General features: G+C 61.9%; 14 protein-coding genes. 10 read left to right on the forward strand and 4 right to left on the reverse strand.

The features are described 5' to 3' along the window. Positions 1-45 precede the first annotated feature (45 nt). From C4J91_RS02690 to C4J91_RS02725, 8 genes are all read left to right on the forward strand, one after another. Positions 46-2,349 carry a YgiQ family radical SAM protein gene (locus C4J91_RS02690; protein ID WP_012721927.1) on the forward strand — a complete coding sequence of 768 codons (2,304 nt, stop codon included), beginning with the start codon at positions 46-48 and terminating at the stop codon, positions 2,347-2,349. 210 nt (positions 2,350-2,559) lie between these two features. Beyond that, positions 2,560-3,492, forward strand: a complete 933-nt coding sequence (locus C4J91_RS02695; RefSeq protein WP_124361033.1) for an NAD synthetase — start codon at positions 2,560-2,562, stop codon at positions 3,490-3,492. Beyond that, entirely contained in the window at positions 3,489-3,938 is a 450-nt protein-coding gene (locus tag C4J91_RS02700) for a hypothetical protein (protein ID WP_124361034.1), read from the forward strand. The genes C4J91_RS02695 and C4J91_RS02700 overlap by 4 nt, the downstream gene beginning before the upstream one ends. Positions 3,939-4,238: 300 nt before the next feature. Continuing rightward, the gene (locus C4J91_RS02705; RefSeq protein WP_124361035.1) at positions 4,239-5,168 is read left to right on the forward strand and encodes an NAD synthetase; all 930 of its coding nucleotides are present in this window, start codon (positions 4,239-4,241) and stop codon (positions 5,166-5,168) included. Beyond that, positions 5,156-5,605, forward strand: coding sequence for a hypothetical protein (locus C4J91_RS02710; RefSeq protein ID WP_124361036.1), 450 nt, complete (start codon positions 5,156-5,158; stop codon positions 5,603-5,605). Before C4J91_RS02705 ends, C4J91_RS02710 begins: the two co-directional genes overlap by 13 nt. 187 nt (positions 5,606-5,792) lie before the next feature. Further along, positions 5,793-9,083, forward strand: coding sequence for a DUF2126 domain-containing protein (locus C4J91_RS02715; protein ID WP_124361037.1), 3,291 nt, complete (start codon positions 5,793-5,795; stop codon positions 9,081-9,083). 158 nt (positions 9,084-9,241) lie between these two features. Further along, positions 9,242-11,728 carry a circularly permuted type 2 ATP-grasp protein gene (locus C4J91_RS02720; protein ID WP_124361038.1) on the forward strand — a complete coding sequence of 829 codons (2,487 nt, stop codon included), beginning with the start codon at positions 9,242-9,244 and terminating at the stop codon, positions 11,726-11,728. Then, complete coding sequence (locus C4J91_RS02725; RefSeq protein WP_124361039.1) at positions 11,728-12,618, forward strand: transglutaminase family protein; 891 nt, start codon at positions 11,728-11,730, stop codon at positions 12,616-12,618. The genes C4J91_RS02720 and C4J91_RS02725 overlap by 1 nt, the downstream gene beginning before the upstream one ends. Positions 12,619-12,733: 115 nt before the next feature. Here C4J91_RS02725 and C4J91_RS02730 read toward each other — a convergent pair whose 3' ends face one another. Next, on the reverse strand, positions 12,734-12,916 hold the full coding sequence (locus C4J91_RS02730; RefSeq protein ID WP_057724239.1) for a hypothetical protein: 183 nt from the start codon (positions 12,914-12,916) through the stop codon (positions 12,734-12,736). A gap of 333 nt (positions 12,917-13,249) precedes the next feature. Here C4J91_RS02730 and azu point away from each other — a divergent pair, with 333 nt between their 5' ends. Then, positions 13,250-13,696: an azurin gene (azu, locus tag C4J91_RS02735; protein WP_124361040.1), complete on the forward strand. Its 447-nt coding sequence runs from the start codon at positions 13,250-13,252 to the stop codon at positions 13,694-13,696. A 126-nt stretch (positions 13,697-13,822) separates the two neighbouring features. On the opposite strand, the gene nadE is transcribed toward azu, so the two are convergent. The 3 genes from nadE to C4J91_RS02750 all read right to left on the reverse strand — a co-directional run bounded on the left by nadE (position 13,823) and on the right by C4J91_RS02750 (position 16,967). Then, the gene (gene nadE / locus C4J91_RS02740) at positions 13,823-14,650 is read right to left on the reverse strand and encodes an ammonia-dependent NAD(+) synthetase (protein WP_124361041.1); all 828 of its coding nucleotides are present in this window, start codon (positions 14,648-14,650) and stop codon (positions 13,823-13,825) included. Positions 14,651-14,653: 3 nt separating this feature from the next. Next, positions 14,654-15,868 carry a nicotinate phosphoribosyltransferase gene (gene pncB, locus C4J91_RS02745; protein ID WP_124361042.1) on the reverse strand — a complete coding sequence of 405 codons (1,215 nt, stop codon included), beginning with the start codon at positions 15,866-15,868 and terminating at the stop codon, positions 14,654-14,656. Positions 15,869-16,076: 208 nt separating this feature from the next. Further along, positions 16,077-16,967 carry a LysR family transcriptional regulator gene (locus C4J91_RS02750; protein WP_124361043.1) on the reverse strand — a complete coding sequence of 297 codons (891 nt, stop codon included), beginning with the start codon at positions 16,965-16,967 and terminating at the stop codon, positions 16,077-16,079. 154 nt (positions 16,968-17,121) lie between these two features. Here C4J91_RS02750 and C4J91_RS02755 point away from each other — a divergent pair, with 154 nt between their 5' ends. Then, the gene (locus C4J91_RS02755) at positions 17,122-18,612 is read left to right on the forward strand and encodes an aldehyde dehydrogenase family protein (protein ID WP_124361044.1); all 1,491 of its coding nucleotides are present in this window, start codon (positions 17,122-17,124) and stop codon (positions 18,610-18,612) included. Positions 18,613-18,708: the final 96 nt, after the last annotated feature.

An 18,708-nucleotide genomic window follows, 5' to 3' on the forward strand; every position in this document is an offset into this window, starting at 1 on the left:
TATATTCCGCGCCCGCGATTTTTCATCTCAACACCGGTCACCGTCATGCAAACAGCCAAGCCGTTATTTGACTATCCCAAGTACTGGGCCGAATGTTTCGGTCCTGCGCCATTCCTGCCGATGAGCAGGGAGGAGATGGATCAGCTTGGCTGGGATTCATGCGACATCATCATCGTCACCGGTGATGCCTACGTTGACCATCCGTCGTTCGGCATGGCGATCATCGGCCGGCTGCTGGAGTCCCAGGGCTTTCGCGTCGGGATCATTGCCCAGCCGAACTGGCAGTCCAAAGACGACTTCATGAAGCTCGGCGAGCCGAACCTGTTCTTCGGCGTCGCGGCCGGCAACATGGACTCGATGATCAACCGCTACACCGCCGACAAGAAAATCCGTTCCGACGACGCCTACACCCCAGGCGGCATGGCCGGCAAACGCCCGGACCGCGCCAGCCTGGTGTACAGCCAGCGCTGCAAGGAAGCCTACAAGAACGTGCCGATCGTGCTCGGCGGCATTGAGGCCTCCCTGCGCCGCATCGCCCACTATGACTACTGGCAGGACCGCGTGCGCAACTCGATCCTGATCGACGCCACTGCCGATATCCTGCTGTACGGCAACGCCGAGCGCGCGATTGTCGAAGTCGCCCAGCGCCTGTCGTGGGGCCACAAGATCGAAGACATCACCGATGTGCGCGGCACCGCGTTCATTCGCCGCGACACCCCGGCCGGCTGGTACGAAGTGGACTCCACGCGCATCGACCGTCCGGGCAAGGTCGACAAGATCATCAACCCGTACGTCAATACCCAGGACACCCAGGCTTGCGCTATCGAGCAAGAGAAAGGCCCTGTCGACGATCCGGAAGAAGCCAAGGTCGTGCAGATCCTGGCAAGCCCGCGCATGACCCGCGACAAGACCGTGATCCGCCTGCCGTCGGTGGAAAAAGTCCGGGGCGACGCGGTGCTCTATGCCCACGCCAACCGCGTGCTGCACCTGGAAACCAACCCAGGCAACGCCCGTGCCCTGGTGCAGAAGCACGGTGAAGTAGACGTGTGGTTCAACCCGCCGCCCATTCCCATGACCACTGAAGAAATGGACTACGTGTTCGGCATGCCGTACGCCCGCGTACCGCACCCTGCCTATGGCAAGGAGAAGATTCCGGCCTACGACATGATCCGTTTCTCGGTGAACATCATGCGTGGCTGCTTCGGCGGCTGCACTTTCTGCTCGATCACCGAGCACGAAGGTCGCATCATCCAGAACCGTTCCGAAGAGTCGATCATTCGCGAGATCGAAGAGATCCGCGACAAGGTCCCGGGCTTTACCGGGGTGATTTCCGACCTCGGCGGCCCGACCGCGAACATGTACCGCATCGCCTGCAAGAGCCCGGAAATCGAATCCGCGTGCCGCAAGCCGTCGTGCGTGTTCCCCGGCATCTGCCCGAACCTGAACACCGACCACTCGTCCTTGATCCAGCTGTACCGCAGCGCCCGTGCGTTGCCGGGTGTGAAGAAAATCCTGATTGCCTCCGGCCTGCGCTATGACTTGGCCGTCGAGTCGCCGGAATATGTGAAAGAGCTGGTCACCCACCACGTCGGTGGCTACCTGAAGATCGCCCCGGAGCACACCGAGGAAGGTCCGCTCAACCAGATGATGAAACCGGGCATCGGCAGCTATGACAAGTTCAAGCGCATGTTCGAGAAGTACACCAAGGAAGCGGGTAAGGAGCAGTACCTGATCCCGTACTTCATCGCCGCCCACCCCGGCACCACCGATGAAGACATGATGAACCTGGCCCTGTGGCTCAAGGGTAACGGCTTCCGCGCCGACCAGGTGCAGGCGTTCTACCCGTCGCCGATGGCCACCGCCACCGCGATGTATCACTCGGGCAAGAACCCGCTGCGCAAGGTCACCTACAAGAGCGACGCGGTGACCATCGTCAAGAGCGAAGAGCAGCGCCGTCTGCACAAGGCGTTCCTGCGCTACCACGACCCGAAAGGCTGGCCGATGCTGCGTGAAGCGCTGACCCGCATGGGCCGCGCCGACCTGATTGGTCCGGGCAAGGACCAGCTGATCCCACTGCACCAGCCGAGTACCGACAGCTACCAGAGCGCCCGTCGCAAGAACTCGACGCCGGCCGGCAGCCATAAGGTCGCCAAGGAAACCACCACCAAAATCCTCACCCAGCACACCGGCCTGCCACCCCGTGGCAGCGACGGCAGCAACCCGTGGGACAAGCGTGAGCAAGCCAAGGCAGCGGCCCAGGCGCGGAACAAGCAGGCGGCGAAGGAACGTACCGATGCGGCGAAGGGCAAAGGCGGCAAGCCTGCGCGTAAGCCGGTTGTGCCGCGTTGATCGCAGCTTAAATATGCAGAACGCCAGCCTCGTGCTGGCGTTTTGCTTTCTGGCCGGTGGTGAGCCTGTTTGGTAAGGTGGCGGCCATTGAAGCGCTATCGGGAGCAAGCCCCCTCCCACATTTTGAATGTATTCACACATCCAAGTGTGGGAGGGGGCTTGCTCCCGATAGCGTCAGTCCAGTCACCCCCTTCAAGGAAGAGCACCTCCATGAGCAACCCCCTGCTCAGCATCGGCATGGACTCCAACCGCTCCCAATTCATGGCGCGCCAACGTATTGAAAGCCAGATCAACCTGCCGCGCCTGTTCGCGGCCATCGACGCCGACCCAGGCATCGTTGGCGCAGGCGTTGTCTACATCGACGCCGACTTCAACGTCATTACCCTGCGCGAATTCAAGCCGATTTGCAGTATCAAGCCCAAGCGCATCATTTTACGCGAGGCGCAGAAGTACATTTCGCCTGCCCAGTTTGTGGAACAGGTGAAGACAGACCCCCGTGAAGGGCGCCTTCAGAAGGAGGCATTTGATATGGGTCTTTCCTGCGGCGCAGCGGTGATCGGTTGGATCGTGGTGTTCAGCGGCAGCGTCGCCGTTCCGTTCACAGCCGGTGCCAGCGCTTTTGTCGTGGGCATTGGCATTACGGCGGCGCTGGCCAGCAGCGCCCAATGCGGGTTTGGTGTTGCGCGTACCTATAACGAAGTGCTTGACCCAGATGCCAACGACCGCATGGACGACGCCGAATGGTATGGCGCGGTTTCACCCATCCTCGATGCGGCCTCGCTGGTGGGTATCGGCACGGGGGCCTTGACCACGATTAGGCTGCTCAAGGCCAACAAGGCCGCCGCGTTGGGTAAGAGTTGGTATGAACTGCTCAAGGGCCTGAGCCGTCAGGAGCGCAAGAAGTTGACCAAGGAGTTGCTCAGCCTGCGCGATCCGAGCCTGACGCCCAAGTTGCTCAAGCTGCAGCAGCGCGCCGGCAAGCTGACCAAGAGCTACAGCTCCACCGAAATCCGTCACGCCACCCTGACCCAATTGAAAGATGCGCTGGGCGGCCTATTGGGCATCGCCGGTAGCTATCGCACAGGGCATGTCGGTACGGCCAGTACCATTGCGATCGGCTTGTACGAGGATTTGACCGAATGAGCGGCTTCCCCGATATGCGCAGTTTTCTCGCCCGTTATTTTCCGGTGTTCATGGGTACTATTTTCATGGCGATCTTCTCCGGCTCAGTTGCCGTTTCCACGGCGGGCGTGACCTATTTGCGTGGGGTAGAGCCAGCGCTCAAGTCCAATTATTCCGGGGCTGCGATCCTGCTGCTGGTGGCGGTGCTGGTGTTTGGCAACGTGATGATCGCGCGTGGCTATCCCTGGGCGGCCAAGCTGGTGGCGGGATACCTCGGCGCATGCCTGTTGTTCGTCTTGCCGATGATTCAGTACGACCTCAATCGCCTGGTGTACGGCTCGGCGGTGTTATTCCCACTGCTGGGGTTGCTGTTGCTCAACAGCAAGCGCCATCGCGAAATGCGTCAGCGGCTACTTGAAATACGGCGCCTGCGACAAGCCGTCGTTGCCCAGCGTAAAGCCCTTTAATTGGGTAGATTCACCACCTGTGTTCGCGCTTTCATCAGAAAGTCTGGCCCGCGCTGCGATCTCGCGTTGGACTGACGTGAGTAAACCAACCGGCCGCCCAGGTTGGTAAAACGCCAGCCTCGTGCTGGCGTTTTGCTTTCTGGCCGGTGGTGAGCCTGTTTGTTAAGGTGGCGGGCATTGGATCGCTATCGGGAGCAAGCCCCCTCCCACATTTTGAATGTATTCACACATCCAAGTGTGGGAGGGGGCTTGCTCCCGATAGCGTCAGTCCAGTCACCCCCTTCAAGGAAGAGCACCTCCATGAGCAACCCCCTGCTCAGCATCGGCATGGACTCCAACCGCTCCCAATTCATGGCGCGCCAGCGTATTGAAAGCCAGATCAACCTGCCGCGCCTGTTCGCGGCCATCGACGCCGACCCAGGCATCGTTGGCGCAGGCGTTGTCTACATCGACGCTGACTTCAACGTCATTACCCTGCGCGAATTCAAGCCGATTTGCAGTATCCAACCCAAGCGCATCATCCTGCGGGAGGCGCAGAAATACGTTGCACCGACACAATTCGCTCAACATGTGACGAGCAACCCCAGAGAGTCCAGGCTGATCGGCGAGGCCGTGAACACCGGGATCTCTTGTCTGGGCGCTGTCATCAGTTGGGCTGCGATTGCCAGCGGCACCCTTCTGGTGCCGTTCAGTGCGGGCGCCAGTTCCGTCGTTGTGGTGATAGGGTACGCGGCGGCGGGCGCGAGTTCGCTGCAATGCATCAATGGCCTTGCCCGCACGACGCTTGAGGTGGCCAAGCCCGAGGTCAACGATTGGCTCGACAGTGAAGGCTGGTACCAGAATGCTTCCATTGTGCTCGACGCAGCGTCGCTGGTCGGCGTGGGCGCTTCGACCCTGACGACGATCAAGCTGGTCAGGGCCGCCAAAGCCTCGACGGGCAAGAGCCTGCGGGATGTGCTTCGCGGTTTGAACCGGCAGGAAAGAGCCAGGCTGACGAAAGAGCTGTTGAGCATCAACCATCCCAGCTTGACCGCGAAGATGCTCAAGTTGAGGCAGGCGTCGGGTGAACTCACCAAGCGTTTCACCCCGACGCAGCTCAAGCACGGCACAACGACCCAGATCAAGGACGCCCTCAGCGCAGTCGTAGGGTTCGGCGGGAGCGCCTACTCCGGAAACGTCCATACCATCGCGATCGGGCTGTACGAGGAAGTAAAAGAATGGGCGAATTGATGACGCTCCGGGACTTTTTCAGGCATTACTTTCTGACGTTTCTGGGCGGCGTATTTGCGGCGTATTTTTCATTGGCGTTGGCCGTGGCGCTGGCGTTCGTCACCTATTTTGATGATGCGCCCCTTGCTCAAGTCGGGCTCAAGATCATGCTGGCCGGGGCGGTGTTCACGCTGCTGACGGTGCATAGCAACTTTATGATCTTGCGCGGTAAACCCTCTTGGACATGGTTGATGGTCGGTATCTACGTCGCTTGCCTGCTGTTTGTGTTGCCAATGATCCAATACGGCCCTCACCGTGTTCTTTATGGGTTGGCGCTGGTTTTTCCACTGTTCGGGCTGCTGATACTCAACAGCAAGGGGCAGCGCGAGATGCGCGCCAAACTCGTTGAAATTCGCCACCTGCGCCAAGCCCTTGGCGCCAGGCACAAGGCCCCATGACTGGGTAGATTCGCCACCTCCCTCCAAGGGTTCGCCACAAATATGTGCGGCGGTTGCACCATGGCACGTACGATGGCGTCGTTTTGGTGCTGTACTGCACCGGGCTCCACGATAAAGCGCAATGACTGCCGCTCTGGCATAAGTCTTGCGCGCGTTGTGCCCATGCCCTGGCTCGCAGGAGGCCGCCGTGTCGATTCATGTCGCGTTGCACCACGTTACGCATTACCGCTACGACCGCGCTGTCGAACTCGGCCCGCAGATTGTGCGCTTGCGCCCGGCTGCCCACAGCCGCACGCGGATTTTGTCCTACGCGCTGAAAGTGCTGCCCGAACAGCATTTCATCAACTGGCAGCAGGACCCTCAGGGCAACTACCTCGCACGCCTGGTGTTTCCCGAAAAGACTGACCAGCTGCGCATCGAAGTCGATCTGGTCGCCGAGATGGCGGTCTTCAACCCTTTCGACTTTTTCCTTGAGCCCTACGCCGAGAACATCCCTTTCAGCTACGCCGCCGATGAGCAGCGCGAGCTGGCGCCCTACCTGGAAACCTTGCCGCTGACGCCGAAGTTTGCCGCCTACCTGGCCGGCATCGACCGTACGCCGTTGCCGGCCGTGGATTTCCTGGTCGGGCTCAACCAGCGTCTGGCCGCCGATATCGGCTACCTGATCCGCATGGAACCGGGCGTGCAAACCCCGGAATTCACCCTGGAAAACGCCTCGGGCTCGTGCCGCGATTCGGCCTGGCTGCTGGTGCAACTGCTGCGCAACCTGGGGCTGGCAGCGCGGTTTGTCTCTGGCTACCTGATCCAGCTCACCGCCGACGTCAAGGCCCTGGATGGTCCCTCCGGTACCGAAGTGGACTTCACCGACCTGCACGCCTGGTGCGAGGTGTATTTGCCCGGCGCCGGCTGGATAGGCCTGGATGCCACCTCCGGGTTATTCGCCGGTGAGGGGCATATTCCGTTGGCCTGTAGTCCAGATCCGTCATCCGCCGCACCAATCAGTGGGCTGGTGGAACCGTGCGCGTGCGAATTCACCCACGAAATGTCGGTAGAGCGGATTTGGGAGGCCCCGAGGGTCACCAAGCCCTACACCGAAGAGCAGTGGCTGGCGATCCAGGCCCTGGGCCGGCAGATCGATGGTGACCTGCTCAGGGACGATGTGCGCCTGACCATGGGCGGCGAACCGACGTTCGTCTCCATCGACGACCCCGACGGCGCCGAGTGGAACACCGACGCCCTGGGGCCGGACAAGCGCCGCCTCTCCGCTGAACTGTTCCAACGCCTGCGCAAGCACTACGCGCCCCAGGGCCTGGTGCACTTCGGCCAGGGCAAGTGGTACCCCGGCGAGCAATTGCCGCGCTGGTCGCTCAACTGCTACTGGCGCCGCGATGGGGTGCCGATCTGGCACAACAGTGCGCTGATCGCCGATGAGCAAGCAGACTATGGCGCGGATGGCCCGTTGGCCGGGCGCTTCCTGGCCAGCGTCGCCGAACGCCTCAAGCTGTCGGCGAGCTTTGTGTTCCCGGCATTCGAAGACAACTTCTACTACCTGTGGCGCGAGGGGACGCTGCCGCAAAACGTCAGCGCCCAGGACCCGCGCCTGAGTGACGATCTGGAACGCGAACGCCTGCGCAAAGTCTTCGGCCAAGGCCTGGATAAAATCATCGGCCAGGTGCTGCCGCTGGCGCGCACTGCCGCCAATGACCGCTGGCAGAGCGGGCGCTGGTACCTGCGCGACGATCACTGCCGCCTGGTGCCCGGCGATTCGCCGTTGGGTTATCGGCTGCCGTTGGCCTCGCAGCCTTGGGTGACGGCAGCGGAATATCCGTTCGTGCATCCGACCGACCCGAATCAGGATCAACCGCAACTGCCGACCACCGCGCAACTGCAAAGCCATGGCGAGCCCGCGCCGAGTGAAGAGCGTGTGCCACAGCTGGATGAATCCGCCGACTGGCTGACCCGCACCGCGCTGTGTGCCGAAGCACGGGAAGGGCGCCTCTATCTGTTCATGCCGCCGCTGGAGCGCGTGGAAGACTATCTGGAGCTGGTGATGGCCATCGAGGCCACCGCCGAAGAACTGCAATGTCCGGTGTTGCTGGAGGGCTATGAGCCGCCGGCCGATACGCGCCTGAGCAACTTTCGCGTCACGCCGGACCCTGGCGTGATCGAGGTCAACGTGCAGCCGTCCGCCACCTGGGACGAGTTGGTGGAACGCACCGAGTTTCTTTACGAAGAAGCGCGGCAAACCCGCCTGACCACGGAAAAATTCATGATCGACGGCCGCCACACTGGCACCGGCGGCGGCAACCATTTCGTGTTGGGCGGCGCGACACCCAAGGACTCACCGTTCCTGCGCCGGCCCGACCTGCTGCGCAGCTTGATCAGCTACTGGCATAACCATCCATCTCTGTCCTATCTGTTTTCCGGCCTGTTTATCGGCCCGACGTCCCAGGCACCGAGGGTGGATGAAGCGCGCAACGACGCACTGTATGAGCTGGAAATCGCTTTTGCGCAAATGCCCGCGCCGGGCGAAGAATGCCCGCCCTGGCTGGTAGACCGGCTGCTGCGCAACCTGCTGATCGACGTGACGGGCAATACCCACCGTGCTGAGTTCTGCATCGACAAGCTCTATTCCCCCGACGGCGCCACCGGCCGTCTGGGCCTGTTGGAACTGCGCGCGTTTGAGATGCCGCCCCATGCGCGCATGAGCCTCACCCAGCAGTTGCTGTTGCGGGCGCTGGTCGCGCGTTTCTGGCGTGAACCTTACGCGCCACCGAAGCTGGCGCGCTGGGGCACCGAACTGCATGACCGCTTCCTGCTGCCGCATTTTATCGAACAGGATTTCGCGGATGTGATCGCGGAGCTCAACGCCGCCGGTTATCCGCTGCGCGCCGAGTGGTTTGCCGCGCACCTGGCGTTCCGTTTCCCCAAGGTCGGCGACTATGCCGTCAGTGGTATCGAGCTGGAACTGCGCCAGGCCCTGGAACCCTGGCATGTGCTGGGCGAGGAGGGCGCGGTGGGCGGCACGGTGCGTTATGTGGATTCGTCCCTGGAACGCCTGCAGGTGAAGTTGAGCGGCTTGCCGGCGCAACGCTATCTGCTGACCTGCAACGGCATCCCGGTGCCGCTGCAGCCCACCGGCCGCGTCGGCGAGTTCGTCGCCGGCGTGCGTTACCGCGCCTGGCAACCGTCCAACTGCCTGCAACCGACCATCGCCGTGCATGCGCCGCTGGTGTTCGACCTGCTGGACACCTGGATGCAGCGTTCGCTGGGCGGTTGCCAATATCATGTAGCCCATCCGGGCGGGCGCAATTATGACAGCTTGCCGGTGAATGCCAATGAAGCCGAGAGCCGGCGGATGGCGCGGTTTTTCCGCTTGGGGCATAGTCCAGGCAAGCTGGACGTACCAACTGTAGTTATCAACGATGAATTGCCAATGACTCTCGATCTGCGGCGTTTCCCCAATAAAAATGATTGAGTGCGATCCAAATGTGGGAGGGGGCTTGCTCCCGATGGCGGTCTGTCAGTCAGAATATCTGTTGCTGATGCACTGCAATCGGGGGCAAGCCCCCTCCCACATTGGATCGCGGTGAATTTGAGTTAACCTGAGCCCCCCTTGCCTCTGCCGAGCGTTCCATGTCCGATTTGCTCGACCGTTACCCCCTGACCCCAGGCACCTATCACGAACTGCTGGATGCCAGCGGCGCAGTGCGTGCCCATTGGCAGCGCCTGCTCGACCACCTGCAACGCAGCACGCCGGCCCAACTGGCCCAGCGCCAGGCATTGCTGACCCGGCAGATTCAGGAAAACGGCGTGACCTACAACGTCTACGCCGACCCCAAGGGCGCCGACCGTCCATGGGAACTGGACCTGTTGCCCCATGTGCTGGCCGCTGATGAGTGGCAGCACCTGTCGGCCGGTATTGCCCAGCGGGCGCGTCTGCTCAATGCCGTCCTCGCCGACCTCTATGGCCCGCAGCGCCTGATCGAAGAAGGCCTGCTGCCCGCCGAGCTGGTCTTCGGCCACAACAACTTTCTCTGGCCGTGCCAGGGTATCCAGCCGCCGGACGGAGCTTTTCTGCACCTGTTCGCCGTGGACCTGGCCCGCACGCCGGATGGTCGCTGGTGGGTGACCGCCGACCGAACCCAAGCCCCCTCGGGCGCCGGTTATGCCCTGGAAAACCGTACCATCGTGTCCCGCGCCTTCCCGGATTTGTACCGTGACCTGCAGGTGCAACACCTCACTGGTTTCTTCCGCACCCTCCAGGACACCTTGGCCCGCCAGGCGCCCGGCGATGACCAGCCGCCGCTGATCGTGCTGCTCACGCCGGGGCGCTTCAACGAAAGCTATTTCGAACATCTCTACCTCGCCCGTCAGCTCGGTTACCCGCTGGTGGAAGGCGGCGACCTCACCGTGCGCGACAGCACGGTGTTCCTCAAAACCCTCAGTGGCCTGCGCCGCGTAAACGCGATCATGCGTCGCCTGGACGACGACTTTTGCGACCCCCTGGAGCTGCGCACCGATTCGGCCCTCGGCGTACCCGGCCTGCTCGATGCCGTGCGCCAAGGCAACGTACTGGTGGCCAATGCCCTGGGCAGTGGCGTGCTGGAGTCGCCGGGGTTGCTCGGTTTCCTGCCGAAGATCAACGAATTTTTATTTGGTGAAGCACTGATCCTGCCGTCCATCGCCACCTGGTGGTGCGGCGAGGCGCCGGTGCTGGCCGAGGCGCTGGAAAAGCTGCCGCAGTTGCTGATCAAACCGGCGTTCCCTTCACAAAGTTTCGCTCCGGTATTCGGTCGCGACCTGAACGCCGAACAACGCCAGGCCCTGGCCGAACGCATGCGCGCGCGGCCCTACGCCTACGTCGCCCAGGAGTTGGCGCAGCTGTCCCAGGCGCCGGTGTGGCACACCGTGGATGACCACTTGCAACACCGCGCCATCGGCATGCGCGTATACGCCGTGGCCAGTGACGACGGCTACCGCGTACTGCCCGGCGGCTTGACCCGCGTGGCCGCTGACGCCGACGCCGAAGTGGTGTCGATGCAGCGCGGCGGTGCGAGCAAGGACACCTGGGTGCTCGGTGAACGTGCCCCCGGTGGCGAGCAATGGCGCGCCCAGCGCGCGATAGGCGCACACGACCTGGTGCGCCGCGATCCGTATCTGCCGTCACGCGTGGTAGAAAACCTGTTCTGGTTTGGCCGTTATTGCGAGCGCTGCGATGACAGCGCGCGCTGGCTGCGCATCGTGCTGGCGCGCTATGTCGACGGTGACGATCCGTTGGCGCTGCAGGCGGCGGTGGAGCTGGGTGAGAGCCTGCGATTGTTGCCGGATGAAGGGGCGCTTCCCGAACGCTTGCTGGCCGCGTTGCTCGGCGATGATTGGCCGTCGAGCCTGCGCGCCAATTTGCAGCGTTTGCAGTGGGCGGCGTCCCAGGTGCGCGGCAAGTTATCCCGGGAAAACTGGCAGGCCTTGGTGGAGCTGCAACGCGAAGCCCTGCAATTGGAGAGCGAAACCCCGGATTTCGGCGAGTTGCTGGATTTCCTCAACCGCCTGGTGATGTCCCTGGCGGCGCTGTCGGGGTTTGCCCTGGACGATATGACCCGCGATGAAGGCTGGCGCTTCTTGATGATGGGTCGGCGTATCGAGCGCCTGCAGTTTCTCAGCAGCAGCCTTGCCGCGTTCCTGCGCGGTGTGGCGGTATTCGATCAGGCGGGGTTGGAGTGGTTGCTGGAGCTGGGCAACAGCAGCATCACCTACCGCTCGCGTTACCTGGCAGTGCCGCAACTGATTCCGGTGCTCGACCTGCTGTTGCTCGACGAGCAGAACCCCCATGCGGTGCTGTTCCAGCTGAAACTGGTGAGCCGTACCTTGCGGCGCTTGAACGATGATTTCGGCGTGCCACGGGAAACCGGCCTGGGACCGTTGGTGGAGCAATTGGCGCGCTTCGACCTGGGGTGCCTGGAGAACCCGCTGTTTGGCGAAGCCAGCGTGCGCGCCGCGTTGGACGGCCTGGCCGACCTGCTGCAAGCGGTGGCCGATGAGAGTGGGCAAGTGTCGGATCGCCTGGCCTTGCGTCACTTTGCCCATGTGGATGATGTCAGCCAGCAAACGGTGTCGGTGTGATGAGTGCGCGCTATCAGATTTTCCATGACACCCATTATCACTACGACAGCCCGGTGTCCCTGGCCCAGCAGCTGGCGCATTTATGGCCACGGCCCTGTGCGTGGCAACGCTGCACCTGGCAAACCCTGGATATCAGCCCGCCGCCTTCTTCACGCCGCGATGAACTGGACGTGTTCGGCAACCCGATCACGCGCCTGGCGTTCGAGCGGCCCCATGATGAACTGCTGGTCAATGCCGGGCTGACCGTGGAAGTGCTGACGCGACCCGCGTTGGACTTCCGGCAATCGCCGCCGTGGGACCGCACCCGTGACAGCCTCACCTACAGCAGCCAACCGCTGTCGCTGGAGGTGATCGAAGCCTGCCGCTATCGCTTCGAATCGCCCTACGTGCATTTGAAAAAAACCTTCGTCGAATTCTCCGAAAGCTGCTTCCCGCCTGGCGCGCCTTTGTTGATGGGCGTGCAGGCGCTGATGCAAAAGATCTTCAGCGAATTCACCTTTGATGCCGAAGCCACGCAGGTCGCCACGCCGTTGGTGGAAGTGCTGGAGCGCCGTCGCGGCGTGTGCCAGGACTTCGCCCACTTGATGCTCGCCTGCCTGCGTTCGCGGGGGCTGGCGGCACGCTATATCAGCGGCTACCTGCTGACCCAGCCACCGCCCGGCCAGCCACGGCTGATCGGCGCCGATGCGTCGCACGCGTGGGTGTCGGTGTTCTGCCCGGTGTCGGGCTGGGTGGATTTCGATCCAACGAATAATGTGCAGCCGGCGCTGGAGCACATCACCCTGGCGTGGGGCCGGGATTTTTCCGATGTGTCGCCGTTGCGAGGGGTGATCCTGGGAGGAGGGAGCCATGACCCGGAGGTGCGGGTGACGGTGATGCCACTGATGTAACGGGATCGTTCCCACGCTCTGCGTGGGAACGCCTGCGGTGACGCTCAGCGTCACTGTGCGCCGGGACGCGGAACGTCCAAGGCTGCATTCCCACGCAGAGCGTGGGAACGATCAATTATTCAGCCGGGTCTTTCGGGGTTTCAGTCTCGTCTGCTGCCACTTCACCTTCCGCATCCGGGTTCAGTGCTCCAGCCTCTTCATCTGCAGCGGCTTTCTTGCGTTGCAGCTTTTCCTCTTTCTTCTGTTCCTTGGCCAAGTCTCTCTGACGTTTGGCGAAGGAGTAATTAGGTTTGGCCATGGGCGATCCTCTAGGGTACGAAGGTGAGGGTGGGCGGCGCGCGGCTGCCTTGGGTCGCTATGGTAGCAGCTTAGCAGCGCGCTTGGCCTTCACTTACCGTTGGCGTAAGCGGCCAGCAGGCCGTTGAACAGTTGGTTGAGGTGCATGGCTCAGGCTCCAAGGGGGGATGGGCCGATCATATTCGGTTGCCGCGACGTTGGCTGGTAGATTGTATTGATCAGTCTGATAGCCTAAAGTTGTATACAATCTGTTGATGCAGATCATAAGAACTCACGCCTGATTGAGGCACCCTTGTCGCCATACGCGTTATTCAACCCTGCCTTGGAGATTCACATGTTCGCCAAACTCGTTGCTGTTTCCCTGCTGACTCTGGCTAGCGGCCAGTTGCTTGCCGCAGAGTGCAAGGTCACTGTCGACTCCACCGACCAGATGTCGTTCAACACCAAAGAAATCACCATCGACAAGAGCTGCAAGCAGTTTACCGTTGAGCTGACTCACTCTGGCAGCCTGCCGAAAAACGTCATGGGCCATAACTGGGTGCTGACCAGCGCCGCCAACATGCAGCCAGTTGCAACCGACGGCATGGCCGCTGGTATTGACAAGGACTACCTGAAAGCCGATGACGACCGCGTCATTGCCCACACCAAAATCATTGGTGCCGGCGAGAAAGATTCGGTGACCTTCGATGTGTCCAAACTGACGGCGGGCACGGACTACATGTTCTTTTGCTCGTTCCCAGGCCATATTTCGATGATGAAAGGTACTGTGGTCGTCAAATAAGACCGCGTTATCGTTCATCGGGGGCAAGCCCCCTCCCACATTTGAATGTATTCACAAATCAAAGTGTGGGAGGGGGCTTGCCCCCGATGGCATTCTGACAATCAACGCAAAACTCTCTGCCTCACCTCAAGGCGCAAACGGCATCACGCGCTTGTGCTCAGTCTTGCGGTACGTCTCGCAAATAATCCTGAACGCCTCCTCCCGCAACGGCTCGCCGTGCAGGAACGCATCGATCTCGGCATAGGTCACGCCATGTGACGCTTCGTCCGGCTTGCCCGGCGACAGGTCTTCCAGGTCGGCGGTCGGCACTTTCTCCACCAACGACTCCGGCGCGCCGAAATGCCGCGCAATCGCCCGCACCTGGTTTTTCACCAGCCCGCTCAGCGGCGCCAGGTCGCAGGCGCCGTCACCGAACTTGGTGAAAAAGCCCATGACCGCTTCCGCCGCATGGTCGGTACCGATCACCAGCCCACCGGCCGCGCCCGCGATGGTGTACTGCGCGACCATACGCATGCGCGCCTTGGTGTTGCCCAGCACGAAGTCGCGGGATGCTACCGGTTTGCCCTCGAACGCCGCGACTTCATTGGCCAGGGCTTTGACCGCCGGGCCGATGTTGACGGTGTGGCGCTCGTCCGGCTCGATGAAGTCCACCGATGCCTGGGCTTCGTGTTCGTCGAACTGGGTTTCGTAGGGCAGGCGCACGGCGATAAACCGATAGGCCTCGTCGCCGCTGCTGGCGCGCAGTTCCTGCACGGCGCGCTGGGCCAAGAGGCCTGCGGTCAGGGAGTCGACACCGCCACTGATGCCCAGTACCAACGACTTGAGCCCGGAATTGCGCAGGCAGTCCTGAATAAAAGCCACGCGCCTGGCGACTTCTGCCTCAAGGGCGGCCTGGTCTTTGAACGGCGCTTGCACCTTGAGCTGCTGCGCAATCTCACGCTGTACGGCTTGCATGATTCACTCCTTGCTGGATAGGGCAGGTACTTTGAAAACGTGACGCAAATAGGCGACGAAATTGGGGTCGGTGCAGTGGGTCTTGCCCGCTTCATCGGAAATCTTCGCGACGGGCTGTCCATTGCAGGCGGTCATTTTAAGCACGATGCTCATCGGTTCCACCCCTGGAATATCGCAGGTCAGGTTGGTGCCGATGCCAAAGCTCACATTGATGCGACCGCGCAACGCACGGAAAATCTCCAGGGCCTTGGGCAACGTCAGGCTGTCGGAGAACACCAGGGTCTTGCTCATCGGCTCGATGCCGAGCTTGTGGTAATGAGCGATGGCTTTTTCTGCCCACTGCACCGGGTCGCCGGAATCGTGGCGCAGGCCATCGAACAGCTTGGCGAAGTACAAATCGAAGTCGCCGAGGAATGCATCGGTGGTGATGCAGTCGGTCAGGGCGATGCCGAGCAGGCCACGGTACTCGCGGACCCAGCAATCGAGGGCGGCGATCTGGCTGTCGATCAGGCGCGGGCCGAGTTGCTGGTGGGCCATGATCCACTCATGGGCCATGGTGCCCAACGGCTTCATATCGAACTCGCGGGCCAGGTGCACGTTGCTGGTGCCGACAAAACGCCCAGGGAAGTCGTGCTTGAGCACGCTGACCACTTCCTCCTGCACCCGGTACGAGAAGCGCCGACGTGTGCCGAAGTCGGCCACTTGCAACTCGGACAGCTCATCGCTGCTGGCGTTGGCGGTCAGCCAGTCGAACTTGCGGTACAGCTGCTCGCGGGCCTGCTCCAGGATCACGGTCTGGTAGCGGTAGCGGTTACGCACTTCGCTGACGATGGCCAGCATCGGCACTTCAAACAGGATCACATGCAGCCACGGCCCGCGCAGGCGGATAAACAGCTCGCCGTTCTCGATACCGGTCTGCACGTAGCGCAGGTTGAAGCGGAACAGCCCGAGAAAACGCAAGAAATCCGGCTTCATGAAGCTGATGCGTTCCAGGAAACCCAATTGGTCCGGGCTCAGGCTCAGCTCGGCGAGGCGCTCGATCTGATAGCGGATCTCCGCCAGGTAAGGGCGCAGGTCTTCGCTGTTGCGGCAACGAAACTCCCATTCAACCTCCACGTTGGGGTAGTTGTGCAGCACCGCCTGCATCATGGTCAGCTTGTAGAAGTCGGTGTCGAGCAGGTTCTGCACGATGCGATCGGCAAACACACTCTCGCTCATAACGGGAATCTCCAGACGGGTCGGCGAGGGGCGCCGGCCTTTACGCTCAATTGAGGAAGGGGGCTAGTGGCGCATAGACCTGGGTCGGTTTGCCAGTGATTTTTTTGCCAAGGCCACTGGCGCCATCGGGGGCAAGCCCCCTCCCACATTTTGAAATGCATTCCAACCTGTGGGAGGGGGCTTGCTCCCGATAGCGGTATTTCAGGCACTACACAACTTGCTCCATCATCCATTTCACAAATTCGCGCACCTTGGGCACCTCCGCCGAATGCTCCGGATATGAGAGGTAATAAGCATCCTGGCTCGGCATTGCATGCTGCCAGGGAATCACCAGCTTGCCGTCGGCCAATTCCTCTTCCACCAGAAAGCGTGGCAGCAGCGCCACGCCGCAGCCGACTTGCGCCGCGCGAATGCACATATAAAAGGTGTCAAAGCGCGGCCCGTGGTAACTGTGCTCGGTGTGGAAGCCCTGGCTGGCGAACCAGTCATGCCAGCCTTGAGGGCGTGAGGCGTTTTGCAGCAGCACCAGCTCGCTCAGTTGGGTGGGGTCGGTAAACGGCGCTGCCGGCAGGCTCTCCGGGGCGCACACGGGGATGAGTTCTTCGCTGAACAACTTCAGGCTTTCGGTGCCGGGGCGTGAACCCTGGCCGAAGTAGAACGCCATGTCGGCCTTGCCTTGCAGCAGTTCATCCGGTTCCTGTTCGTTGCACAGGTCCAAATGAATCTGCGGGTGGCGCAGGCGCCAGCCCTTGAGGCGCGGCACCAGCCAACGCGCGCCGAAGGTGTAGGGCGTGGACACGCGCAGTACTTCGGTTTCGCCGCCGTAGGAACGCAGGTAGTGGGTAGACATCTCCACTTGGGTGAGGATCTTGCGCACCTCTACCAGGTACAGATCGCCCGCCGGGGTCATCTGCAAGCGGCGCCGCACCCGGCGAAACAGCAGGTGTTGCAGCAACTCTTCCAGCTGCGCCACCTGTTTGCTCACCGCGCTTTGCGTGAGGTTCAGTTCCTCGGCGGCGCGGGTAAAGCTCAGGTGGCGGGTGGCGGCTTCGAAACACTGCAGGGCGGTGATCGAAGGCAAATGTCTTTTGTTCAGCACGGCATGCCTCTTTTTATTCTTTGCATGAATAAACGGAATGATATCTCGCCTAATCGTCGTTTGTTGGCAAGTCTTGGGCCAGCTACAAATGAGGCCTGGATCGCCGCGCCGGTTGCGGCGCACATTTTTCTGTTTCTGTTTGAAGGAGTGACCCATGGTTGCCGCATTGCTTGACCGTCTCGGGGTAGACCCGGCGCTGTACCAGGCGGGTACACAACCCGTGCATTCGCCGATCGATGGCAGCCGTATCGGCAGTGTGCACTGGGAAGGCGCGGCCGAGGTGGAGCAGCAGGTCAGTCGCGCCGAGCATGCATTCGACGCCTGGCGCAACGTGCCGGCCCCGCGTCGCGGCGAGCTGGTGCGCCAGTTGGGCGACATGTTGCGCCAATACAAGGCCGACCTTGGCGAGCTGGTCTCCTGGGAAGCCGGCAAAATCACCCAGGAAGGCCTGGGGGAAGTGCAGGAAATGATCGACATCTGCGACTTCGCCGTCGGCTTGTCGCGCCAACTCTACGGCTTGACCATCGCCTCCGAGCGTCCCGGCCACCATATGCGTGAAACCTGGCACCCACTGGGCGTGGTCGGCGTGATCAGCGCGTTCAATTTCCCGGTCGCCGTGTGGGCGTGGAACACAACGCTGGCGCTGGTGTGCGGCAATGCGGTGATCTGGAAACCGTCGGAAAAGACCCCGCTCACCGCGCTGGCCTGCCAGGCGCTGTTCGAACGGGTGTTGAAGAACTTCAAGGATGCACCGCAGTACCTCAGCCAAGTGATTATTGGCGGTCGCGATGCCGGCGCCGCGCTGGTGGATGACCCGCGTGTGGCGCTGATCAGCGCCACCGGCAGCACGCGCATGGGCCGCGAAGTGGCGCCGAAAGTTGCCGCGCGCTTTGCCCGCAGCATCCTCGAACTGGGCGGCAACAATGCAATGATCCTCAGCCCCAGCGCCGACCTGGACATGGCCGTGCGCGCCATCCTGTTCAGTGCGGTCGGCACCGCCGGCCAGCGGTGCACCACCCTGCGCCGGCTGATCGCCCATGAATCGGTCAAGGCCGACATCGTCACCCGTCTCAAGGCCGCCTACGCCAAGGTGCGCATCGGCCACCCGCTGGAAGGCAACCTGATCGGTCCGCTGATCGACAAGCATGGCTTCGACAACATGCAGGACGCCCTGGAGCAAGCCCTGAGCGAGGGCGGCAAGGTGTTCGGCGGCAAGCGCCAGTTGGAAGAGCAGTTCCCCAACGCCTACTACGTGTCGCCGGCGATTGTGGAAATGCCCGAGCAGAGCGACGTGGTGTGCACCGAGACCTTCGCGCCGATTCTGTATGTGATCGGCTACACCGACTTCGCCGAGGCCCTGCGTCTGAACAACGCGGTGCCACAAGGCTTGTCGTCATGCATCTTCACGACCGATGTGCGCGAAGCCGAGCAGTTCATGTCGGCAGTGGGCAGTGACTGCGGGATTGCCAACGTCAACATCGGCCCCAGTGGTGCGGAAATCGGTGGGGCGTTTGGCGGTGAGAAAGAGACCGGCGGCGGGCGTGAGTCGGGCTCGGATGCGTGGCGCGGGTATATGCGGCGCCAGACCAATACCGTGAACTACTCGCTGGAGTTGCCGCTGGCTCAGGGCATCACCTTCGACTGAAGCCCCCTCAAGTCGAAGTGAGAGCAAAAATGTGGGAGGGGGCTTGCTCCCGATAGCAGTGCTTCAGTCAGCGACTCTGTAGCTGACCCACCGCTA

It is taken from the genome of Pseudomonas sp. R3-52-08 (assembly GCF_003851745.1).
Taxonomy (GTDB): Bacteria; Pseudomonadota; Gammaproteobacteria; order Pseudomonadales; family Pseudomonadaceae; genus Aquipseudomonas.

Bases quoted from the DNA above. Each gene is read 5' to 3' on its own strand.
- C4J91_RS02690 (WP_012721927.1), top strand. From the start codon at position 46: ATGCAAACAGCCAAGCCGTTATTTGACTATCCCAAGTACTGGGCCGAA.
- C4J91_RS02695 (WP_124361033.1), top strand. From the start codon at position 2,560: ATGAGCAACCCCCTGCTCAGCATCGGCATGGACTCCAACCGCTCCCAA.
- C4J91_RS02700 (WP_124361034.1), top strand. From the start codon at position 3,489: ATGAGCGGCTTCCCCGATATGCGCAGTTTTCTCGCCCGTTATTTTCCG.
- C4J91_RS02705 (WP_124361035.1), top strand. From the start codon at position 4,239: ATGAGCAACCCCCTGCTCAGCATCGGCATGGACTCCAACCGCTCCCAA.
- C4J91_RS02710 (WP_124361036.1), top strand. From the start codon at position 5,156: ATGGGCGAATTGATGACGCTCCGGGACTTTTTCAGGCATTACTTTCTG.
- C4J91_RS02720 (WP_124361038.1), top strand. From the start codon at position 9,242: ATGTCCGATTTGCTCGACCGTTACCCCCTGACCCCAGGCACCTATCAC.
- C4J91_RS02725 (WP_124361039.1), top strand. From the start codon at position 11,728: ATGAGTGCGCGCTATCAGATTTTCCATGACACCCATTATCACTACGAC.
- C4J91_RS02730 (WP_057724239.1), bottom strand. From the start codon at position 12,916: ATGGCCAAACCTAATTACTCCTTCGCCAAACGTCAGAGAGACTTGGCC.
- azu (WP_124361040.1), top strand. From the start codon at position 13,250: ATGTTCGCCAAACTCGTTGCTGTTTCCCTGCTGACTCTGGCTAGCGGC.
- nadE (WP_124361041.1), bottom strand. From the start codon at position 14,650: ATGCAAGCCGTACAGCGTGAGATTGCGCAGCAGCTCAAGGTGCAAGCG.
- pncB (WP_124361042.1), bottom strand. From the start codon at position 15,868: ATGAGCGAGAGTGTGTTTGCCGATCGCATCGTGCAGAACCTGCTCGAC.
- C4J91_RS02755 (WP_124361044.1), top strand. From the start codon at position 17,122: ATGGTTGCCGCATTGCTTGACCGTCTCGGGGTAGACCCGGCGCTGTAC.